The following is a 21720-nucleotide window of genomic DNA, read 5'->3' as shown; positions in this document are numbered from 1 at the left end:
TTTCCGAAAGTAAACACAACATTTAATAAATTATAAGTATAAGGGTTATCTGTGAAACAGAGTTTAAAATTAACAGATATAATTGCATTGGGCTTCATGCTTTTTGCTTTTTTCTTGGGTGCTGGCAACATTATCTTTCCACCTCTAGCGGGTCAGCTAGCGGGTGAAAACCTATTGCCTGCAATGAGTGGCTTTTTATTAACAGCGGTAGGTCTTCCTTTGGTTACCATTATTGCTATTGCTGTTGCGGGTGGCACATGGGGCCATTTGACTAAAGACTTGCCAAAGCAAGCTGCGACTATCATGGCGGTTCTGATCTTTATCATTATCGGCCCTGCATTTGCAGCACCTCGTACCGGTCTTGTTGCCTACGAGATGGCAGTTAAACCATTCATTATCGATGCCGCTCAAATTGATTTAACGATCTTCTCTATCATTTTCTTTGCTATCGCGATGGGTTTCGCTTGGACGCAGGGCAAACTGATTGATGTTATTGGTAAAGTATTAACACCTGCACTTTTTGTCGGTCTTATTATTTTAGCTGTTGCCGTATTCACAAACCCTCAAGGTGCGATGATTGCCGCTCAAGGGGATTACCTGACTCAGCCGTTGACGAAAGGTTTCCTTGAAGGCTACAACACAATGGATACGTTCGGTTCATTGATGTTTGGTATGCTAATTGTTGATGCCATGCGCAGTAAAGGCGTAACAGAGCGTGCTGCAGTAACTAAATACCTGATCAGCGCAGCGTGTATTGCGGCTGCTGGTTTAGCATTTGTTTATATCTCACTGTTCTACCTTGGCGCGACAAGTGCAGCAGTAGCAAGTGGTGTAGATAACGGCGGTGTTGTTCTTAGCCTATACGTTCAAGCTCTGTTTGGACCATCTGGCCAGATTGTTCTGTCTGTCATCGTAATGCTAGCGTGTTTAACCACAGCCATTGGCCTGATCTCAGCATGTTCTGATTACTTCAGCTCATTGACGCCACTGTCTTACAAAAAATGGGTCATCATCAATGGTGTGGCTTGTGCAATAGTGGCAAACGTGGGTCTAGCTCAGCTTATTTCACTCTCTGTACCTGTGCTGTTTGCACTGTACCCAGTGGCGATTGCATTGGTTGCACTTACCTTTATCCGTAAGAAGCTACCAAACCCGCAAATGGCGTACCGTGTTGTGATTTTAGTCTCTCTGATGTTCGCTATGATTGATGGCGCTAAAGTGGCTGGCGTTGATGTTTCTGCGCTAAATATGCTGCCTTTATTTGACATCGGTATGGGTTGGTTATTACCGACAGTGACCGCGATGGTTTGCATGTTCTTTGTAGGTAAATCTCAGCAAGAAGAGTTAGTAGAAGAAGTGGCATAACGTCATTCTGAATACTAAAAAAGGGGTTGATGTGTTAAGCATCAACCCCTTTTTTATTTGGCGTAGTTATTTATAGAGAGTCGTGGAACTCAACTAAAATTTGTTCACACCAATCTTCAATTCGTTGATCGCTTAGCTCATATTGAGAATCTTCATCTAACGCTAGACCAACGAAGTGAGAGTTGTCTTCTGTGAGAGCTTTTGATGCTTCAAATTCATAGCCTTCATTTGGCCAGTAACCAATAAACTGTGCGCCGCTACTTTTGAGTTCATCATGAAGTAGACCCATCGCATCAAGGTACCATTCACCATACCCTTCTTGATCGCCCAAACCAAAGAGAGCGACGCATTTATCTTTCAGTGGAACGCCACCAACCTCTTGCCAGATCGCGCTCCAATCTTCTTGAATTTCGCCAAAATCCCAAGTCGAGATGCCTAAGATTAAGAGATCATAATTGCTCATTTGGGAAATATCACAATCTTTGACATTAAAAATATCGACGAGATCTTCCCCGATAATTGCCCGAATTTTTTCGGCAGCCATTTCGGTGTAGCAAGTGGTTGAGCCGTAGAACAGTCCAATTTTCATAGCGCATCGTTGGTTTTGAGAAGTGATGGCGAATTCTACCCATATTTTGCGGATGATTGCAGTGAATATCCGCTCTAGTTCTCTTTTTTATAGTAATTACCGAAGCTCTGCCTTAATCTGAGGCGATAATGACAAAGGATTTACGGTAGTAAAAAATCTAGATGACTTCGAATAATAACAATGAAGATAAGCTGCAAAATCAGAGTGGTGATTTAGGGATAGTTGAACAGTTCTTAGATACCATGTGGATGGAGCGAGGTTTATCTGAAAACACCCTTTCTTCATATCGCACCGATTTATCGAAGTTAATTAAGTGGATGAGTGAGCACAACTATCGTTTAGGTTTCATCAGTCTATCGGGTTTACAAGAGTATCAAGCTTGGTTGGTTGATCAAGATTACAAACAGACATCACGAGCTCGAATGCAGTCGGCGATTCGGCGTCTTTTTCAGTACTTACATAGAGAAAAGCATCGAGCGGATGATCCAAGTGCACTGCTTGTTAGCCCTAAATTGCCTCAGCGTTTACCGAAAGATTTAAGCGAAGAGCAAGTTGATGATTTGCTGAATGCGCCCGATCCTAACGATCCGATTGAACTTCGAGACAAAGCGATGCTCGAACTCTTGTACGCGACAGGTTTACGTGTGACTGAACTTGTTAGCCTGACTATGGAAAACATCAGTTTGCGCCAAGGCGTAGTAAGAGTGATAGGTAAAGGGGGCAAAGAACGTTTGGTTCCTATGGGTGAAAATGCCGTTGATTGGATTGAAACCTTCATCGAGCAGGGGCGTCCATTGCTATTAGGAGAAAAAACGTCAGACGTGGTTTTCCCTAGCCGACGAGCAAGGCAAATGACGCGACAAACATTTTGGCATCGAATAAAGCATTATGCACTGATTGCTGAAATTGATACTGAGTTGTTATCTCCTCACGTATTGCGCCATGCATTCGCCACACATTTACTAAACTATGGTGCAGATCTAAGAGTGGTTCAGATGTTACTAGGACATAGTGACTTATCGACCACGCAAATTTATACTCATGTCGCGACAGAAAGACTAAAACAGATTCATCACGAGCACCATCCAAGGGCTTAACTCGACTATTTTTTAAGGTGATTTTCATGAGCGTATTACGCCGACTAACTCTTTTAACACTGCCATTTTTTGTTGCAGCTTGTAACGGTGCAGATGGCACAACTGCTGAAGCTTCGACGGCGAAAGTTGATTCTCAACAAGTGACAATGACAGCGTTTGATAAAGCCGAACTGACCGCGAGATTTTCTAAAATAGGTGTTCAGGTTTTGAATGTTGCACCTGCGGATATTAATGGTTTAGTGGAAGTTCAAACGAGCGGTGGTGTTATCTTTGCTTCTCCAAATGGAGACCATTTTTTAGCGGGTACTCTATACTCACTGGATGAAGAGGGTAACTATGTGGATGTGGTTGCTGAGCGACAAGCTCCACTCAATGCTGAAAAAATTGCGTCCTTTAAAGACAGTTCAATTGAATACAAATCTAAAAATGAAAAATATGTAGTAACGGTCTTTACCGATATTACTTGTGGGTACTGTGTGAAATTACACAGTCAAATGGACGGCTATAATAAGCTAGGCATTACGGTGCGCTACATGGCGTACCCTCGTCAAGGCCCAACAGGTCAAGTAGCGACGCAAATGGCGGGCGTTTGGTGTGCTGCGGATCCACAATCTGCGATGCACGATGCAAAAGTAAACCGTAAGTTTGGCGCGGGCGTGAATGATTTAGCTCAATGCCAACAGACGATTTCAGCGCACTACAATTTAGGTCGTGAGTTGGGTATCAGTGGTACTCCCGCTATTTTCTTGCCAAATGGCGAATTGGTTGGCGGCTACCTTCCTCCTGCAAAATTATTACAACGCTTAGAACAGATTAAATAACACCGGCTTTAAACGCTTTCATAATGAGGCTTGGTGAATACCAGGCCTCGATTGTCTTAAAGGCAAATTTCTTATTTTAGATTTACTCGTCGAGAGAGAACCACATTCATGATTGAAATCCAACGTCGTCCAGATGCTGATGTCACTTTGCTTCCCGGATCTATGCCGGATCTGTTGAAGCGAATTTACATCAACCGTGGCATTACTCATTTAGATCAGCTTCAAACGGCGGCAAAAGGACTTCACTCTTTTCAGAAGTTAGGTGGCATTAATAAAGCAGTTGAGCTTTTGTTTGAGGCCATTAGCACTCAAAAACGCATTATTATTGTGGGTGATTTTGATGCCGATGGGGCAACCAGTTCTGCTCTGTCTGTTCTCGCTTTAAGAATGTTAGGCAGTAATAACGTTGACTATTTGGTTCCAAACCGTTTTGAAGATGGTTATGGATTAAGTCCTGAAGTGGTCGATCAAGCCATTGAGCTTGGTGCGCAAATGATCATGACGGTAGATAACGGTGTCTCTTCAATTGACGGGGTGCGTTATGCCAAAGAGCAGGGGTTAACGGTTCTGGTCACGGATCACCATTTACCTGGACATGAACTACCTGCGGTTGATGCAATGGTGAACCCAAATCTTGAGAGCTGTGAGTTTCCATCAAAAGCACTTGCAGGGGTAGGTGTCGCGTTTTATTTGATGATGGCTCTGTGTGTCCACATGCGAAAACTAGGTTGGTTTATACAGCAAGGCATGCCAGAACCAAAACTAATGGAGTTGATTGACTTGGTGGCGCTAGGGACTGTCGCCGATGTGGTTCCATTGGATGAGAATAATCGAATTTTAGTTCATCAAGGCTTGCAACGCATTCGTGCAGGTAAAGCTCGCCCTGGTATTCAAGCATTAATTGAAATCGCTAAGCGTGACGCAAAAAGATTAGTTGCCTCTGATTTCGGCTTCGCATTAGGGCCTAGAATTAACGCCGCAGGCCGATTAGATGACATGTCTTTTGGGGTTGAGCTCTTAATGAGTAATAACATCCATGCCGCTCGTCGAATGGCCAGTGAGTTAGATGGTCTTAACCAGACGCGCAAAGAGATCGAAGAGGGCATGAAGCAAGAAGCAATGGCTTTTTGTGAGCGACTTCAGTTTGGTGAAGGGGTTGAACTACCTTATGGTCTTGCTCTATTTCAACGTGATTGGCATCAAGGCGTTATCGGTATTTTAGCGTCACGAGTGAAAGACAAATTTCATCGTCCTGTTATCGCTTTTGCTGACGGCGGAGAAGGGATGATTAAAGGTTCATGCCGTTCGATTCAAGGTCTTCATATGCGCGATGCTCTTGATCGAATCGATACGCAAAATCCCGGCTTGATTTTAAAATTTGGTGGTCATGCGATGGCGGCTGGCTTAACCATTATGGAAAAAGATTTTGAGCGATTTAGCCAACTGTTTGATGACTCAGTTCGTCAAGAGTTAGGTGAGTCGACCTTAAAAGGGGTGATCTTATCCGATGGAGAATTAAAGCCAGAAGAGTTTTCCATGCATACCGCTCAAACCATTCGTTCTGGCGGCCCTTGGGGGCAAGCGTTCCCGGATCCCATTTTTGATGGTGAGTTTAAAGTGTTGCACCAAAAGCTGGTGGGGGAAAAGCATTTGAAATTGATGCTAGAGCCGTTATACAAAGGGCTGCCAACTAACGTCATGATTGACGGTATCGCTTTTAATGTCGATTTACGCCGTTGGCCTGATGCATCCGCAAAAACGATTCGACTTGCATATAAACTTGATATTAACGAGTTCCGCGGTAATCAATCTCTTCAATTGTTAGTGGATCACCTCGAAGCGAAATAGGAATAGAGTAAAAAGTGGATTTATGCATAATTTTTCACTTTTTATTTCAAGCCCTTTAGCACAAAAAATTCTGTATCTTCGTCACATTTTTGAGTAGAATTCCTCGGTTAATTTCTACTCATAAATGATGAGAAAACATGTTTGAAATCAATCCAATTAAAAACCGTCTACAGGATGTGTCTGAACGCACAAATATCCTGAGGGGGTACCTTTGACTATGACGCTAGAAAAGAGCGTCTAGAAGAGGTAAATGCAGAGCTAGAACAACCGGATGTATGGAACGAACCTGAGCGCGCACAAGCGTTAGGTAAAGAACGTGCAGCACTTGAAGCGGTTGTTGAAACTATCGATCAATTAGATTTAGGCGTTGAAGACGTTGAAGGTCTACTTGAACTTGCTGTTGAAGAAGAAGATCAAGAAACGTTTGATGAAATTGAGCCAGAGCTTGCTGAACTAGAAGCGAAACTGGAAAAACTCGAATTTCGCCGTATGTTTTCTGGAGATCATGACGCTTCTGATTGCTATATCGACTTACAATCTGGCTCTGGTGGTACAGAAGCGCAAGATTGGACTTCAATATTGCTGCGCATGTATTTGCGTTGGGCAGAGTCTAAAGGGTTCAAAGTTGAAGTGATCGAAGTCTCTGACGGTGAAGTCGCAGGGCTAAAAGGTGCAACAGTACGTATCTCTGGTGAGTACGCTTACGGTTGGTTACGCACTGAAACGGGTGTACACCGTTTGGTTCGTAAGTCACCATTTGATTCAAGTGGCCGTCGCCATACTTCATTTGCATCTGCATTTATCTATCCTGAGATTGATGACAACATCGCTATTGATATTAACCCATCTGACTTACGTATCGATGTATATCGTGCGTCAGGCGCTGGTGGTCAGCACGTCAATACGACGGAATCTGCGGTACGTATTACCCACCTTCCGACTAACCTGGTTGTTCAGTGCCAAAACGATCGTTCTCAGCATAAGAACAAAGATCAAGCAATGAAACAGCTTCGTGCAAAACTATTTGAATACGAGCTACAAAAACAGAATGCGGAAAAACAAGCCAACGAAGATGCAAAATCTGACATTGGTTGGGGCAGCCAAATTCGTTCTTATGTACTCGACGATTCACGCATTAAAGATTTACGTACCGGCGTAGAAAACCGCAATACTCAAGCGGTTCTCGACGGAGATTTAGACAAATTTATCGAAGCCAGCCTGAAATCAGGCCTGTAAGCGAACCGACTGAAAGCAAAAGGTTAAGCAATGACTGAGCAACTACAAGACGAAAACAAATTGATTGCAGAGCGCCGTGGCAAACTGGATCATATCCGCCAAAACTGTAAAGCGAATGGCCACCCAAATGATTTCCGCCGCGAGAACCTTGCAGGTGATCTTCAAGCTGAATTCGGTGAAAAGACAAAAGAAGAGCTAGAAGAGCTGAACCACATTGTGGCAATTGCTGGTCGTGTAATGGCTAAGCGTGGTCCATTCCTAGCGATTCAAGAAACATCTGGCCGTATCCAAGCATACGCAGCAAAAGATGTTCAAAAAGTACTGAAAGAGAAGTACCAAGGCCTTGATATCGGTGACATCATCGGTGTTAAAGGTGCACTTCACAAATCAGGTAAAGGCGATCTTTACGTGAACATGGAAGAGTTTGAATTGCTAACGAAAGCACTTCGTCCTCTGCCAGAGAAGTTCCACGGTCTTACTGACCAAGAGATGCGTTACCGTCAGCGTTACGTTGATCTAATTGTGAACGAAGATTCTCGTAACACATTCATCGTGCGTTCTAAGCTTGTGTCTTCAATTCGTAACTTCATGAGCTCAAAAGGCTACCTAGAAGTTGAAACGCCAATGATGCACGTGATCCCAGGCGGTGCAACTGCACGTCCATTCATCACTCATCACAACGCACTAGACATCGACATGTACCTACGTGTTGCACCTGAGCTTTACCTTAAGCGTCTAGTGGTTGGTGGTTTTGACCGTGTATTCGAGATCAACCGTAACTTCCGTAACGAAGGTCTTTCTCCACGTCACAACCCAGAATTCACAATGATGGAATTCTACCAAGCGTACTCTGACTACAAAGATCTAATGGATCTAACGGAAGAGATGCTAAGCACAGCAGCGATGGACGTTCTTGGTTCGACTTCTATGCCTTACGGCGACGAAACGGTTGAGTTCGGTGGCACTTACGCTCGCATGAGTATGTTCGATGCAATCAAACACTACACCCCTGAAAATGCAAACATTCAAGCTCTGACTGAAGATGATCTTCAGAACAGAGAATTGATGGTTAAAATTGCAGAAGAAGTGGGTCTGTACGTTGAGAAATTCTGGACATGTGGCCAGCTTCTTGAAGAGATCTTTGGTGAAACGGCTGAGCCTCAGCTAATTCAACCAACGTTCATCACTGGCTACCCAGCGGATATTTCTCCATTGGCTCGTCGTAGCGACAGCAACCCATTCTTCACAGACCGCTTTGAATTTTTCATCGGTGGCCGTGAAGTTGCGAATGGTTTCTCTGAGCTTAACGATGCACAAGACCAAGACGAGCGTTTTAAAGCGCAAGTTAACGCTAAAGATGCAGGTGATGACGAAGCGATGTACTACGATGCAGACTACATTACTGCACTAGAGCACGGTCTACCGCCAACTGCTGGTCAAGGTATCGGTATCGACCGCCTGGCAATGCTATTTACAAACACGCACACAATCCGTGACGTGATTTTATTCCCGGCAATGCGTCCACAAGCGTAATACTCGCTTATGGGCTGTGACAGCCCATCTAATTAAAAAAAGCCACCTTCGGGTGGTTTTTTTATACCTATTTACAAATGTTTAGTACATTTCAACCGCTCAAATTTACAGCAATAACTCACACATTATGTGAACTTGGCTGTAAACATGCAGGTGAGTACATTCTGTTATGCATTCTTCTGTGAATCCAGCCTAATGATTAGGTAGAGAATCCACTATTTCCAAACTAGTCTTAGTATTGAGACGTCAAATCTAAGAAGATAGTCTCAATATATATACATCATATAGATGGCATATTTATTATAAATAATATTATAAATAATAAGGAAGAAACTAATGGGAACTCAATTCCGAATGGATTCTGTCCCTGGTTCTCTCGTCGTAGTCGGTGGGACATACGAACCTTGGTTAACCGTATTAGAACAGGTTGGTTGGCGTTGCACTCAGTGCGCAGATTTACGTAAAGCAGATGCTTTGTTTAGTGAGACTGGCCCATGTATTGGCATTGTCGATCTTAGTCACGATGAATTTAGTTTAAATGGGATGGCTAATTTAGTTAGCACTCATAAACAGGTTCGATGGATTGCATTTATCCGAGAGTCACAACTTAGCTCAGATACTATTTGCCAGTTTATCGTTAACTTTTGTATCGACTTTTTTACGGCCCCAATTCCTGATGCTCAATTGCTGAATACCATTGGTCACCAGTTGGGAATGTTAAAGTTAGAGAAAAAAGTGTGGCCAAACTATGGCTCAAAAAATGACATGGGACTGATAGGAGAATCGATCCCAATGAAGCGCCTACGCGATCAAGTGAAGCGTATCGGCCCGACCGACGTCAGTATTTTGATCTATGGCGAAAACGGCACAGGAAAAGAGACGGTAGCGAGAGCGATTCACAACACCTCATCCCGAGCAAAGAAACCATTTCTTACCATTAACTGCCGAGCACTTTCTGAAGGGCGAATGGAGAGTGAACTGTTTGGTATTGATCAAAACGATAGTGATAAGCTCTCTTTATTAGAGCAAGCGGATGGCGGCACCGTTCTTTTGAATGACATTCTTCATATGCCAAAATGCCAACAGCTAAATTTGCTGCATTTTCTTAAAGAGGGAACGATTGAGACGAAAGATGGCTTAAAAGAAGTCGATGTGCGAATTTTATCGGCCAACTCTTCAGATGTAGAAAAAGCACTGATGGAAGGGGATTTTAGTGAAGAGCTGTATCATTACATTAATGTGTTGAGGATTAATGTCCCAAGCCTTAAAGAACGAACCGGTGATATTACTATTTTGGCTAAACATTTTTTACAGGAGTACTCGAAAGAGTTTAATGCTCAAGTTAGAAGTTTTTCTGAAGAAGCGCTTAAAGAGCTGACTCGATACCATTGGTCGGGAAATGTTCGTGAGTTAATGAACCAGATCAAGCGTGTGGTGCTAATGTCGGATACCGTTATGCTTGATGAAACTCAACTTGAACTCTCAAAGCGAAATGATAGTAAGCGGAGTTTGAAAAGTATTCGTGAGCGTTCAGAACGCGATGCGCTGCGTCTTGTTTTAGAGTCTCATTCTGGGCATGTTTCCCATGCAGCCAAAGAGCTAGGGGTGTCACGAGCGACGATGTATCGTTTATTGAACAAGCATAATTTAATCACAGAAAGTGAAGGCATCGTCTAAATAACTGAATATTTTAGCCTAAATTGAAATTTATAAAGCCACCTATAAAGAGGTGGCTTTTTTATATCTGGTCATTTTTAGTGTGATTTTATTATTCTTTAGGTGAATATGTTATTCCAAATGCTTAGCTTGATGATTATCTAGTTGATTGAATTGTTTTATATTATTTAATCGCAATAGGGTTGAAGAATACTCAAGATTGCTTACAATTTAACCGTGACTTGAATAGTCACGCACACTTTTGGATTAATTAGTTACTTGGAGGCGCATCATGAAATATTTCGATTTTGTTCAGTTATTCTGTGCGTCTTTTGATCATAACCCCACTACTTTGAATATGGCTCACGCCAGCACTTCAGGTAAGTGTGACGATCAAACCATAATCATTGATAACTAATTAATCCGTATCCTTAAAGGCTGCGGAAAAATGGCAGCTTAAATAGGATACAAACTTATCTACCCTTCCTATACAGCCAATTTTTACGCCATTTTTCCCAGTGTATTCAATCTACTGGAGAATTATTATGCGTCATTCACTATATCTACAACTTGCAACTGTACTTGTTCGTGCTGATCTTCGTCGTGAAGAGAGAGTTTGGAGAGCGAAAGTTCGTCGTTCCGTTCACGCTATTCCTTGGGACAATGCGTTTTTATTGCGTGATGTTGGTTTGGATATTGATGGTCGTCCACTGGGGTTATCTGAACCTGAAGCCGTGACTGCTGAGCGTCGAGTTCGTCACCTACGACGAGTCTTAAGTTCTAGAATTACAACGTAATCGATAGGGGCTAAGCAATGAGTTTCGTTTAGCCCCGAAACCTTCCTACGGACAAGGGTTGGAGTAAGTGGTTCCAACCTCTTGTAGCTCTTGAAGCAACTCCGTACTTAACGTTACATCTAAACTGTCTATATTACTTTTTAGCTGCTCTAAATTCGTCGCACCAATGATATTCGAAGCGACAAAAGGGCGTTGATTGACAAAGGCCAATGCCATTTTCGCCGGATCTAATCCATGCTTATTGGCGATATCAACATAGGCTTGAGTCGCCTTTATTCCCTGTGGGGTAAAGTAGCGAACAAAGCGTTCAAATAGGCTACAACGAGCATCAACTGGACGAGCGCCGTTCAGATATTTTCCACTTAAACAGCCGAATGCCAGTGGAGAGTAGGCAAGTAGCTTGACCTCTTCGTGATGACTGATTTCAGAAAGGCCAACTTCAAAGCTTCGATTTAAAAGATTGTACGGATTCTGGATTGAGACAATTCTTGGTAGATTATGCTTTTCTGCCAATTTAAGTAAAGACATGACACCCCATGGTGTTTCATTGGAAACGCCGATGTACCGAACCTTGCCAGCTTGCACAAGGTCGTTGAGTGCTTCGAGTGTTTCGATCAGCGTGACTTCTTCTTGCTGGTCAGAATATTGGTAATTTAGCTGACCGAAGCAGTTGGTTTCTCTTTGAGGCCAATGTAATTGGTAAAGGTCAACATAATCTGTTTGAAGTCGTTTCAAACTGTCATCAATCGCCGTGTGAATATGACGACGGTTTAAGCTCATATTGTCGCGAATGTAGGGCACATTACGCGGTCCTGCCACTTTCGTTGCTAATACGATTTTTTCTCGTTTACCACTGTTTTTCAACCAATTGCCAATGTAAGTTTCAGTTAAGCCTTGAGTCTCTTTCTTTGGAGGAACAGGGTACATTTCCGCAGTATCAATAAAATTAACACCACGCTCTAATGCATAATCAATTTGGTCGAATGCTTGCTGTTGAGAATTTTGCTCACCAAATGTCATTGTGCCCAAGCAAATTTTACTAATTTCTAAACTAGAGTGGGGCAGTTGAGTATATTGCATATGACGTCCTTGCCAGTTGGTTTGTCGAACATTGGTGCTGAAATGGAGCGAGTGCAGACACTAAAATATTCGTTTTAATGAGAATGATGAAATCTCAATATACTGCATTGGAATTGAATATTGGTGATTGAATTGAGAACTTTAGCATTCTTGTGAGCTTCAACTAGACTTTAATATCTAAGTGGAGGTGAGTTATGCAGGAACATCAATTGGATTTATGGATACATGGGCGTCATAAAGATACATATAAGCCACCAAAGGTTTATGTCATTGGTTGTGCGGACATTTCACAGTACTTATTGGCAGTTGAGTACAAACACAAACTTGAGCCAATCAAGAAAGATAATGAGCTAATGCACTTTAAATCTCTTGAATTAGTAAAAGAGGAGTTGACTCGTTTGGGGGTAGAAAAAGCCTACTTACGCTTACATAATGCTTATGATGAATGTGGCTGCGATGATGGCGCACTCTACTGCGATATAGAACTGTCTTTAAATACGCACTAATGGATCTAATTAATAAAGTATTGTTCCAGTATTTGGGAAGTAAACTCTTTACGAAGATAAAATCCTCTCGGTAATGTCTTTATCAATTTACCACTGGCTCCATAAGCTTCGGTGAGCGCTTTGCTGTTTGCAGCTTTGGGCCTCAGTTGCAATACTTCGCCATGCCTAGCGGTGATTTGCTCTACATTTCCTAATACAATCAGCTCCATTAACTCTTCCCAGTCTGTTTTTAGTTGGCGCTCTTCTTCTTGAGAAGGTGACCAGATCAAAGGTGAGCCGACATGCCTTTGGTTTAGTGGGATTTCTCGTTCACCTTCCACCGGGATCCAAAGCACGCGAGAAAGCTTATTTCGAACATGACTGTTTTCCCAACGAAGCCCATGAACACCAATAAGGGGCGCGACGCAAACAAAGGTCGTTTCTAAAGGTTTTCCGGAGTAGCTTATTGGGATGCTTTTTAGTTCAATTCCAAGATCAACGAAATCTTGCTGGGGTTTACTGCCCGCTAACGCTCCTAAATGCCACTCTAGCAACTGCCCAACCCAACCTTTGTCACGCTTCAGATCGGGTGGAACGGTCATCTCTGCTTCATCAGCAAGTTCTTGAAAGCTAATCCCAGCAATGGCTTGCGCTCGTTGAAGAAGCTCAGATTCAGATTGTGGTTCAGGTTTCATATTATCGGTATCAAGTAAAAAAATAATTATATCAAATTCAATACCTGAGAGAGAAGCAATCTTGAGCGCGGTATAAATGATCATGCTGGGTAAAATACGATCAATTCATAGGTTATCCACAGGACGATATTAAAAAGTTATTTTGGGCTTTTTTCTGGATCAATAAACAGGGGTTGTAAGGCATAATTTTACTTGATAAAAAACACCGTAACTGGTTTGTCGCTTTAACTGTGTGGATAAAGTTCAACTTGGTTGATCTTTAATCAATTTTAAAAATGAAAAGATCAATGCATTATTTTTTGAATGTCACCTTGCTTGGTTGGTTTCAAGTTATTGTTAATTAATGACTAAATTTAAATTTACTTAAAACCTATTATTTTACAATGCTCAAACAGTAAACGTGTTTTTCAGTTTGAATCTAATTCTGCACATACTTATTCACAGAAAAGGTGAATAAATGTGGGCTATGTCTCACTCCTGTGTTGATAACTTAAATTTGTTTAAAAGTTATCCAATTTTTAATGGATAGCAATAAATATCGGTTTAATCACATCAGTAAGTTTGCTCCTATTGGGGATATGTGGAAAAATCAGAGTAATTAGAAATTTAACTAGAGGTTGGCCAGTGATAGATGGCGATGGTTACCGCTTAAATGTCGGGATTGTAATATGTAACAACCATGGTCAGGTCTTCTGGGCTAAACGATACGGACAACACTCGTGGCAATTCCCTCAAGGTGGAATTGACGATGGAGAAACTCCGGAACAAGCAATGTACCGTGAGTTATACGAAGAGGTTGGTCTTACTCAAAAGGATGTAAAAATTGTAGCAACAAGCCGTCATTGGTTACGTTATAAACTACCAAAACGTCTTGTCCGCTGGGATTCTAAACCTGTCTGTATTGGACAAAAACAGAAATGGTTTCTTCTACGATTAGATTGTGATGAATCACATATTGATATGAATCGTGGAAGCACCCCTGAATTTGATGGTTGGCGCTGGGTCAGTTATTGGTACCCAGTTAGGCAAGTTGTCTCTTTTAAGCGTGATGTTTACCGTCGTGCGATGAAAGAGTTTGCGTCTTTAGCTATGCCTTTTAAAGAGCGAAAGATTAAGGCAAAGCGAAAACAGCGTAGAGGATAAACATGCTCACTCAGCTAAGGGACATAGTTGAACACGTATCGAGAGTCGAAGATGTCTATGTGGCATTGGAGCTTTTGGTAAAGGAGACATGCAGTGCTATGCAGTCTGAGTGTTGTACCGTTTATCTTGCAAATGATGAAATGCAGCGTCTTGAGTTGATGGCAACTCAAGGGCTGACTTTTAAAGGCAATAAAATTCATATCGGTTACGATGAAGGGCTTGTTGGATTAGTTAAACGATGTGCAGAGCCGCTTAACCTTACCGACGTGGCTTCCCATCCTAATTTCAAATTTTTCCCGGAACTTGGGGAAGATATTTATCACTCCTTTCTTGGTACACCCATCATATACCGTAAGCAAGTACTTGGGGTTTTGGTTGTACAACAAAAACAGCCGCGTCTTTTTAGTGAGATGGAAGAGTCTTTTTTAGTCACTCTTTCTGCTCAAGTTGCGGTGATCATTGCACATGCTCAAACTCAAGGTCACTGGTTACTGAGTCATAAACAGCAAGCGACCCAAGGTATTGGCGCGTCATCAGGTGTCGCGATTGGCCGTTTTTGGTGGGATAACACTCAGCCTGAGCTGGCCGACGTTTACCCTGCCTCGACACTGGATATTGCACGCGAACAAGAGTGGTTGCTACTCGCGATTGAGAGTGCATTAACGGATTTTCGTCGCCTGCGTAAAAAGTTAGACAGTGAAATAAACAAAGATGCGCTAGCCATTTTTGATCTTTTCACTCACTTACTGAACGATCCTATGCTGCGGACGGATCTTAAAGCTCAAATCCAGAAAGGTGACAGGGCTGATTGGGCATTGAGGCAGGTTGTGGAGACTTATTCTAACCGCTTTGCTCGTATGTCTGATGTCTATCTTCGGGAGCGTGCACAAGATGTTCGCGAACTAGGACAGCGACTACTCTATTTCCTCCACAGTCGAGAGCAAGAACAGCAGAAGCTTGATGAGCCAGTCATATTGGTTGTCCGAGAGTTAACGGCATCCATTTTAGCGTCCATCCCCAAAGATAAATTACTCGCGGTTGTTTCTATTGAAGGGGCGGCGAATTCTCATGCGGCCATATTATCTAGAGCGCTTGGGATCCCTGCCGTTATGGGGGTTAATCTTAATCCTAAAGCGATTAATCATAAGCAGGGGATTGTTGATGGCTATAGTGGCGAGATTTTCATTGAGCCGAATAGGCAGCTATTAGCAGAATACCAAGAGTTAGTTCACGAAGAGAGTGAGCTTTCAACCATGGTTGAGGCGGAGCTTTTCCACGATGCTCACACCTCAGATGGTGAATCGGTAGAGATACTTCTCAATGCGGGTTTAAGTGCTGATAGTAACATCGCGATCAATAGAGGGGTCGATGGTGTTGGGCTTTATCGAACGGAAATTTCATTTTTACTTCAGCACCGATTCCCCTCAGAAGAAGAACAAATTCAGCAGTATCGCTCGGTTTTAAATGCCTACCCTGATAAGCGAGTTGTGATGCGTACACTGGATGTTGGCGGTGATAAAGCCCTTCCCTATTTACCGATCGAAGAGGACAACCCATTCTTAGGCTGGCGTGGAATTCGTTTTACCTTAGATCATCCTGATATTTTTGTTATTCAACTGCGAGCGATGTTACGCGCGAGCACTCAGCATCATAACCTGAGCATTTTATTGCCGATGATTTCGAGTACTCAAGAGCTGGATGATGCATTACAGTTGATTGAACAAGCATTTAATGAGGTCAACCTGCAAGATGCTTCTATCCGAAAACCCCTGATTGGGATCATGATTGAAGTCCCTTCAATGCTTTATTTGTTGCCTTTGATTGCTGATAAAGTGGATTTTGTGTCGGTGGGTACCAATGACTTAACACAATATTTATTGGCGGTTGATCGAAACAATTCACGGGTTTCTGATGTCTATGAATCCATGCATCCTGCTGTCATCATGGCACTTAAGCATATTTATGATACATGTGAGCGTCATTCGTTGCCTGTATGTATTTGTGGTGAGTTAGCGGGTGATCCTATGGGCTCATTGCTACTGCTTGGGCTCGGTTATCGAACCTTGAGTATGAATACCTCTAATGTAGCTCGAATTAAATATTTGTTGCGTCATTCTGATGCTCAAGAACTTAAGGTACTTGCTGACACAGCCTTGATGCAGCCGTATGGTGAATCGATTTATACTATGATGCTGGAATATTTTGAACGTAAAGGTTTTGCTGGCTTCATCCGAGCGGGTAAAAAATAGGAACCACTTTGAATTACGAATTATTAAGCTTGCTGCTTGCGCTAGGTGCAGTGGTAGGTGTGATGGCTGGCTTGCTTGGTATTGGGGGAGGCCTAATCGTCGTTCCCGCGCTGCTCTTTCTCTTACCTATGGCGAATATTCAGCCTGATATCATTATGCAAATTGCATTAGCAACGTCGTTGGCCAGTATCATTGTTACATCTGGATCCTCAGCGTTAAACCACCTTAGGCTCGGCAATGTCGATATGTTTGTTGTTAAATGGTTGATGCCTGGCGTGATTGTTGGTGGGTTTGTCGGTTCGAATATTGCCGAATTGATCCCCGCCCAATATTTGCCAAAAGTCTTTGGGGTGATTGTGCTTCTGTTATCAATCCAAATGTTATTGTCGATTAAAACGACGATTCAACGAGCCATGCCGAGTTCAATCATCACTATGTGCTGTGGAGCAGGAATTGGTGTCGTGTCATCGTTGGCGGGAATTGGTGGTGGCTCGCTGTCTGTTCCGTTTTTAAATCGTCATGGCGTTGAGATGCGTAAAGCGGTAGGCTCCTCATCTGTGTGTGGTTGTGTGATTGCCATTTCTGGCATGCTTGGTTTTATCTTGCATGGTTCAGCAGTTGAAAGTTTACCCGCGTATAGCGTGGGTTATGTGTATCTTCCCGCATTAATCGCGATCACTTCTACCTCTATGTTAACCACTAGAGTCGGTGCAAATTTAGCCACTCGACTGCCAACTCCTGTGTTGAAAAAGATTTTTGCTGTATTTTTAATTTTTATCGCTGGCACAATGCTGCTGTAGACTCACTTTAAAAAGAGAACTTTCTTATGTCTCAGGGATTTATCGAATTCCCCAATATTGATCCTGTTTTACTTGAATTAGGACCAATCTCTATACGCTGGTATGGACTCATGTATTTGGTCGGCTTTATGTTCGCGATGTGGCTTGCTAACCGCCGAGCGGATAAACAGGGAAGTGGTTGGACGCGCGAAGAAGTCTCTGACCTACTTTTTGCTGGCTTTCTTGGTGTCGTGATTGGCGGCCGAGTAGGCTATGTACTGTTCTATAACTTTGATCTGTTTTTGCAAGACCCTCTCTACCTATTTAAGGTGTGGACGGGGGGGATGTCATTCCATGGCGGCCTGCTTGGTGTCATTACCGCGATGTTTTGGTATGCGCGTAGAAACCAGCGTACCTTCTTTGCGGTTGCAGATTTTGTCGCTCCATTAGTTCCGTTTGGTTTAGGGATGGGCCGTTTGGGTAATTTCATGAACAGTGAATTATGGGGACGTGTGACTGATGTGCCATGGGCGATTATTTTCCCAAATGGCGGCCCTTTGCCTCGTCATCCTTCTCAACTGTATGAGTTTGCGCTAGAAGGGGTTGTTCTCTTCTTTATTCTTAATTGGTTTATTCGTAAACCGCGTCCTGCTGGATCGGTGGCTGGTTTATTCTTGATGGGTTACGGCACCTTCCGTTTCCTTGTAGAATACGTTCGCCAACCTGATGCTCATTTAGGATTGTTTGGTGGCTTTATCTCAATGGGACAGATTCTTTCTCTTCCAATGGTATTGCTAGGGGCTCTGCTTATTGCTTGGGCCTATAAAATGAATAACAAAGTAACACGCTAACAGTTAGCAAAGGATAGATAGTGAAACAGTATTTAGATTTATGTCAGCGCATTGTTGACCAAGGTACTTGGATTGAAAATGAGCGAACGGGTAAACGCTGTTTAACCGTGATTAATGCTGATTTGACCTATGATGTTGGACAGAATCAATTCCCACTTGTTACCACGCGTAAGAGCTTCTGGAAAGCCGCAGTCGCTGAGTTACTTGGTTACATTCGAGGTTACGATAACGCTGAAGATTTTCGTAAGCTGGGCACGAAAACGTGGGATGCAAACTCGAACTTAAATGAAGTATGGCTCAAGAGTCCTTTCCGTAAAGGGGAAGATGACATGGGGCGCGTGTATGGCGTTCAAGGTCGTGCTTGGGCGAAACCTGATGGTGGCACGGTTGATCAGCTACGTAAGATTGTTGATGACCTAACCAAAGGGGTGGATGATCGCGGTGAGATCTTGAACTTCTACAACCCTGGTGAATTTCATATGGGTTGCTTGCGTCCGTGTATGTACAGTCATCACTTTTCACTACTGGGTGATACTCTGTACTTAAATAGTACTCAACGCTCGTGTGATGTCCCACTAGGGCTTAATTTTAATATGGTTCAAGTTTATGCATTTCTTGCCATCATGGCGCAGATAACCGGTAAGAAAGCGGGTGTGGCATATCATAAGATTGTAAATGCACATATTTATGAAGACCAACTTGCACCAATGCGTGATATTCAGCTGAAGCGTGAACCTTTATCGGTTCCTCGATTTAAAATTAACCCGAAGATCCAATCGTTAGAAGATCTAGAAACATGGGTGACTTTAGATGACTTTGAGGTTGAAGGTTATGAGTCTCATGAAGGTATCAAATACCCATTCTCGGTGTGATGTCACTGTAAACTCATATTGCCGTAAACGAATCTAATACTAAAAAGCCCCAATACCTTTCGGTGTTGGGGCTTTTTTACTATTCATAGAGAATTAAGCTCATAGTTAACGAAGCTCATCGTTAATTAAGCTGAGAAATTAAACCGTTAATGCGAGGATTGTACCTGGCATGATGATAAACACGCTGACTAAGTAAGCGGCCACAATGCCTCTATTCTTAACCGCCATGTCTGAAATAAAGTCAGCACACTTAACAGGCAGCTCACGAAGGAACGGAATACCGAAGATAAATACCGTCGCCAGAATGTTAAAGGCTAAGTGAACCAAAGCAATCTGTAGTGCGAACACGGCAAACTCACCAGATACAGCCGTTGCAGCTAATAGGGCTGTAATACACGTACCAATGTTTGCTCCAAGGGTAAATGGGTACACATCGCGAACTTTAAGCACGCCAGTACCAACCAGTGGCACCATCAAGCTTGTCGTTGTTGAAGACGATTGTACGAGTACCGTAACGATAGATCCTGATACTATTCCGTGAATCGGTCCACGACCAATCGCGTTCTTTAGAATCTCACGAGCACGACCAACCATTAGGCTCTTCATCAACTTACCCATGACGGTGATAGCAACGAAGATGGTCGCAATACCGAGAACAATAAGCGCAATACCACCAGCGACATCCCCAAAGGTTGATAGAGGCTCTTTAAGCGCGCTGACAACAGGTTTAGTGATTGGCTTTATAAAGTTTAAGCCTTTAATGCTCATATCACCGGTTGCTAGCATTGGTGAAACTAACCAGTGTGAAATCTTTTCTAGAATGCCAAACGCCATCTCTAACGGTAAGAAAATAGCGACTGCGAGTAAATTAAAGAAGTCATGGATAGTGGCACTAGCAAAAGCTCGTTTGAACTCTTGATTACATCGAACGTGGCCTAGGCTCACTAATGTATTGGTGACTGTTGTACCAATGTTTGCACCCATGATCATAGGAATGGCGGTTTCAACAGGCAAGCCACCAGCCACAAGGCCAACAATAATCGATGTGACGGTACTTGAAGATTGAATTAAAGCTGTCGCAACTAAGCCAATCATTAAACCGGCTACAGGGTGTGAAGCAAATTCAAATAGAACTTTTGCCTGTTCACCTGTTGCTAATTTGAAGCCGCTTCCAACCATAGAAACAGCAAGTAAAAGTAGGTATAGCATGAACGCCAAGTTAGCCCAGCGTAGCCAACGAGTCGTGCTTGAAATCGGCGCTGCAGCAGCAGTTGCTTGGTTAATCATAGTTATCTCCGTTTGACCATTTAAAGTAGGTTTGGTCGATTGTTGAATCTGTCCGCGATGTTAGAGGTTAAATATTTCAGTAATATGACACTTATGTGGCGAAGAAAGTTTTTTGTATGAATTCTCAGGAAATATTCATTTTTCTTGTAATTTTTGGATTTAAGTTGCTGATATTAAAGGTTTTTAAGGCGTAAATTGTTTAAGGTGTCTAGATGTCTATCGAGTAATTAATTTCAATTAAATGGCATTCCTATTACTTTTTTATTTTAAATATGAACATCATTGTTCGGGAAAAGTATGGAATTAGTTTGAACTGGTCGTAATTTCCGATAGTTTGTTGTGTGATGTAACATTTGCTATAAAGGCATACTCAAATGACTAGCACGATGGCTAACAATGTCTCATTTAAACTATAACCACCTATATTATTTCTGGATGGTGTGTAAACAAGGCTCAGTAACGAAAGCGGCGGATGCGCTGTTTTTGACGCCACAAACAGTGACCGGTCAAATTAAAGCTCTCGAAGAGCGTATGGATGGGAAACTGACTAAGCGTAATGGTCGTAGTATCGAACCGACAGAGCTTGGGCAACTGGTTTTTAAATACGCTGATCGTATGTTCGGCTTGAGCTATGAAATGCTTGATATTGTTAACTACAGTCAGCACTCCAACATATTATTTGAGGTAGGGGTGGCGGATGCGCTCTCCAAGCGAGTGGTAAGTAAAATCTTAATGACCACGGTTCCCGATGATGACAGCATTCACCTACGTTGCTTTGAGTCGACTCATGAAATGTTACTAGAACGTTTATCTCAGCATAAACTGGATATGATTTTATCTGACTGTCCGGTGGATTCAGGCAAGATCCCGGGTTTATTTAGTAAGAAGCTTGGTGAAACTAATATGAGCTTCTTCTGTACGGGTAATGTGGAAAATGTGAGTTTTCCAGCTGTTTTGGAAGAACGAAAATTGCTCATCCCTGGGAGCCGAACATCAATGGGGCGGAAAGTTCTACAGTGGTTTGATCGCCAAGGGCTTCAGCCTAATATTTTAGGTGAATTTGATGATGTTGCTTTAATGAAAGCTTTCTCACGCTACCACCAAGATGTGATTTTCTTAGCCCCAAGCTTGTATATGAACGAGATAGAAGATGAGCGTACATTGCAGTTATTAGGGCATATGGATGAGCTAAAAGAAGAATATTATGTCATTTTTGCTGAAAGGATGATCCAACATCCAGCCGTAAAAAATGTATGTGACGCCGATTTTAGTCAATTGTTTAAATGATCGCTTTTATTATCGCCAGTAAATGGATTATCATCGAATTATTATAAAAA

19 protein-coding genes are annotated in these 21720 nt (G+C 42.6%); 15 read left to right on the top strand and 4 right to left on the bottom strand.

Annotation, left to right across the window (positions count from 1 at the left end; translation table 11 throughout):
* The first annotated feature begins 51 nt into the window (after nt 1-51).
* Nucleotides 52-1365 carry a branched-chain amino acid transport system II carrier protein gene (gene brnQ / locus OCV39_RS12015; protein ID WP_113799384.1) on the top strand — a complete coding sequence of 438 codons (1314 nt, stop codon included), beginning with the start codon at nt 52-54 and terminating at the stop codon, nt 1363-1365.
* A gap of 70 nt (nt 1366-1435) precedes the next feature.
* Here brnQ and fldB read toward each other — a convergent pair whose 3' ends face one another.
* Nucleotides 1436-1954 (bottom strand): flavodoxin FldB, encoded by a 519-nt coding sequence (fldB, locus tag OCV39_RS12010; protein ID WP_261888526.1) that lies wholly within the window; start codon nt 1952-1954, stop codon nt 1436-1438.
* A 161-nt stretch (nt 1955-2115) separates the two neighbouring features.
* Here fldB and xerD point away from each other — a divergent pair, with 161 nt between their 5' ends.
* The 7 genes from xerD to OCV39_RS11975 all read left to right on the top strand — a co-directional run bounded on the left by xerD (nt 2116) and on the right by OCV39_RS11975 (nt 10942).
* Complete coding sequence (xerD, locus tag OCV39_RS12005; RefSeq protein ID WP_113799380.1) at nt 2116-3051, top strand: site-specific tyrosine recombinase XerD; 936 nt, start codon at nt 2116-2118, stop codon at nt 3049-3051.
* A 26-nt stretch (nt 3052-3077) separates the two neighbouring features.
* Nucleotides 3078-3872 carry a thioredoxin fold domain-containing protein gene (locus tag OCV39_RS12000; protein ID WP_261888525.1) on the top strand — a complete coding sequence of 265 codons (795 nt, stop codon included), beginning with the start codon at nt 3078-3080 and terminating at the stop codon, nt 3870-3872.
* Nucleotides 3873-3980: 108 nt separating this feature from the next.
* Nucleotides 3981-5720 carry a single-stranded-DNA-specific exonuclease RecJ gene (recJ, locus tag OCV39_RS11995; RefSeq protein ID WP_261888524.1) on the top strand — a complete coding sequence of 580 codons (1740 nt, stop codon included), beginning with the start codon at nt 3981-3983 and terminating at the stop codon, nt 5718-5720.
* Between the two features lie 137 nt (nt 5721-5857).
* Nucleotides 5858-6956 (top strand): peptide chain release factor 2 gene (gene prfB / locus OCV39_RS11990; protein ID WP_113799374.1). Its coding sequence is split into 2 segments (ribosomal slippage): nt 5858-5932 and nt 5934-6956, totalling 1098 coding nucleotides; the frame shifts between segments, so codons are not numbered across the junction.
* 30 nt (nt 6957-6986) lie between these two features.
* Nucleotides 6987-8489 (top strand): lysine--tRNA ligase, encoded by a 1503-nt coding sequence (lysS, locus tag OCV39_RS11985; RefSeq protein WP_017051027.1) that lies wholly within the window; start codon nt 6987-6989, stop codon nt 8487-8489.
* Between the two features lie 336 nt (nt 8490-8825).
* Nucleotides 8826-10166, top strand: a complete 1341-nt coding sequence (vpsR, locus tag OCV39_RS11980) for a cyclic-di-GMP-binding transcriptional regulator VpsR (RefSeq protein WP_113799372.1) — start codon at nt 8826-8828, stop codon at nt 10164-10166.
* Between the two features lie 524 nt (nt 10167-10690).
* Nucleotides 10691-10942: a hypothetical protein gene (locus OCV39_RS11975; RefSeq protein WP_017053685.1), complete on the top strand. Its 252-nt coding sequence runs from the start codon at nt 10691-10693 to the stop codon at nt 10940-10942.
* A 45-nt stretch (nt 10943-10987) separates the two neighbouring features.
* On the opposite strand, the gene OCV39_RS11970 is transcribed toward OCV39_RS11975, so the two are convergent.
* Nucleotides 10988-12022: an NADP(H)-dependent aldo-keto reductase gene (locus OCV39_RS11970; RefSeq protein WP_136994137.1), complete on the bottom strand. Its 1035-nt coding sequence runs from the start codon at nt 12020-12022 to the stop codon at nt 10988-10990.
* A gap of 194 nt (nt 12023-12216) precedes the next feature.
* On the opposite strand from OCV39_RS11970, the gene OCV39_RS11965 reads away from it, so the two are divergent.
* Entirely contained in the window at nt 12217-12528 is a 312-nt protein-coding gene (locus tag OCV39_RS11965; protein ID WP_017053683.1) for a DUF6482 family protein, read from the top strand.
* A 5-nt stretch (nt 12529-12533) separates the two neighbouring features.
* On the opposite strand, the gene mutH is transcribed toward OCV39_RS11965, so the two are convergent.
* Complete coding sequence (gene mutH / locus OCV39_RS11960) at nt 12534-13202, bottom strand: DNA mismatch repair endonuclease MutH (protein WP_029203483.1); 669 nt, start codon at nt 13200-13202, stop codon at nt 12534-12536.
* 624 nt (nt 13203-13826) lie between these two features.
* On the opposite strand from mutH, the gene rppH reads away from it, so the two are divergent.
* From rppH to OCV39_RS11935, 5 genes are read left to right on the top strand one after another with little or no spacing between them, the layout of a single operon-like run.
* Entirely contained in the window at nt 13827-14345 is a 519-nt protein-coding gene (gene rppH, locus OCV39_RS11955; protein ID WP_017053681.1) for an RNA pyrophosphohydrolase, read from the top strand.
* Between the two features lie 2 nt (nt 14346-14347).
* On the top strand, nt 14348-16594 hold the full coding sequence (gene ptsP / locus OCV39_RS11950) for a phosphoenolpyruvate--protein phosphotransferase (protein WP_261888523.1): 2247 nt from the start codon (nt 14348-14350) through the stop codon (nt 16592-16594).
* An 8-nt stretch (nt 16595-16602) separates the two neighbouring features.
* Complete coding sequence (locus tag OCV39_RS11945; RefSeq protein ID WP_017053679.1) at nt 16603-17394, top strand: sulfite exporter TauE/SafE family protein; 792 nt, start codon at nt 16603-16605, stop codon at nt 17392-17394.
* 26 nt (nt 17395-17420) lie between these two features.
* Entirely contained in the window at nt 17421-18224 is an 804-nt protein-coding gene (gene lgt / locus OCV39_RS11940) for a prolipoprotein diacylglyceryl transferase (protein ID WP_017053678.1), read from the top strand.
* A 20-nt stretch (nt 18225-18244) separates the two neighbouring features.
* Nucleotides 18245-19096 (top strand): thymidylate synthase, encoded by an 852-nt coding sequence (locus tag OCV39_RS11935; protein ID WP_017053677.1) that lies wholly within the window; start codon nt 18245-18247, stop codon nt 19094-19096.
* 138 nt (nt 19097-19234) lie between these two features.
* On the opposite strand, the gene OCV39_RS11930 is transcribed toward OCV39_RS11935, so the two are convergent.
* Nucleotides 19235-20383 (bottom strand): Na/Pi symporter, encoded by a 1149-nt coding sequence (locus OCV39_RS11930; RefSeq protein ID WP_216599552.1) that lies wholly within the window; start codon nt 20381-20383, stop codon nt 19235-19237.
* Between the two features lie 396 nt (nt 20384-20779).
* On the opposite strand from OCV39_RS11930, the gene nhaR reads away from it, so the two are divergent.
* Complete coding sequence (gene nhaR, locus OCV39_RS11925) at nt 20780-21670, top strand: transcriptional activator NhaR (protein ID WP_113799362.1); 891 nt, start codon at nt 20780-20782, stop codon at nt 21668-21670.
* The last annotated feature ends 50 nt before the right edge of the window (nt 21671-21720 follow it).

It is taken from the genome of Vibrio cortegadensis (assembly GCF_024347395.1).
Classification (GTDB): domain Bacteria; phylum Pseudomonadota; class Gammaproteobacteria; order Enterobacterales; family Vibrionaceae; genus Vibrio; species Vibrio cortegadensis.
Note: the sequence above shows the minus strand (reverse complement) of the source record. Positions and strands in the feature narration are given on the sequence as shown.

What these genes read in the sequence shown, in the direction of transcription:
- vpsR (WP_113799372.1), top strand. Translation starts at nt 8,826, where the DNA reads ATGGGAACTCAATTCCGAATGGATTCTGTCCCTGGTTCTCTCGTCGTA.
- recJ (WP_261888524.1), top strand. Translation starts at nt 3,981, where the DNA reads ATGATTGAAATCCAACGTCGTCCAGATGCTGATGTCACTTTGCTTCCC.
- OCV39_RS12000 (WP_261888525.1), top strand. Translation starts at nt 3,078, where the DNA reads ATGAGCGTATTACGCCGACTAACTCTTTTAACACTGCCATTTTTTGTT.
- mutH (WP_029203483.1), bottom strand. Translation starts at nt 13,202, where the DNA reads ATGAAACCTGAACCACAATCTGAATCTGAGCTTCTTCAACGAGCGCAA.
- ptsP (WP_261888523.1), top strand. Translation starts at nt 14,348, where the DNA reads ATGCTCACTCAGCTAAGGGACATAGTTGAACACGTATCGAGAGTCGAA.
- fldB (WP_261888526.1), bottom strand. Translation starts at nt 1,954, where the DNA reads ATGAAAATTGGACTGTTCTACGGCTCAACCACTTGCTACACCGAAATG.
- lysS (WP_017051027.1), top strand. Translation starts at nt 6,987, where the DNA reads ATGACTGAGCAACTACAAGACGAAAACAAATTGATTGCAGAGCGCCGT.
- nhaR (WP_113799362.1), top strand. Translation starts at nt 20,780, where the DNA reads ATGTCTCATTTAAACTATAACCACCTATATTATTTCTGGATGGTGTGT.
- OCV39_RS11975 (WP_017053685.1), top strand. Translation starts at nt 10,691, where the DNA reads ATGCGTCATTCACTATATCTACAACTTGCAACTGTACTTGTTCGTGCT.
- OCV39_RS11930 (WP_216599552.1), bottom strand. Translation starts at nt 20,383, where the DNA reads ATGATTAACCAAGCAACTGCTGCTGCAGCGCCGATTTCAAGCACGACT.
- OCV39_RS11970 (WP_136994137.1), bottom strand. Translation starts at nt 12,022, where the DNA reads ATGCAATATACTCAACTGCCCCACTCTAGTTTAGAAATTAGTAAAATT.
- xerD (WP_113799380.1), top strand. Translation starts at nt 2,116, where the DNA reads ATGACTTCGAATAATAACAATGAAGATAAGCTGCAAAATCAGAGTGGT.
- OCV39_RS11965 (WP_017053683.1), top strand. Translation starts at nt 12,217, where the DNA reads ATGCAGGAACATCAATTGGATTTATGGATACATGGGCGTCATAAAGAT.
- lgt (WP_017053678.1), top strand. Translation starts at nt 17,421, where the DNA reads ATGTCTCAGGGATTTATCGAATTCCCCAATATTGATCCTGTTTTACTT.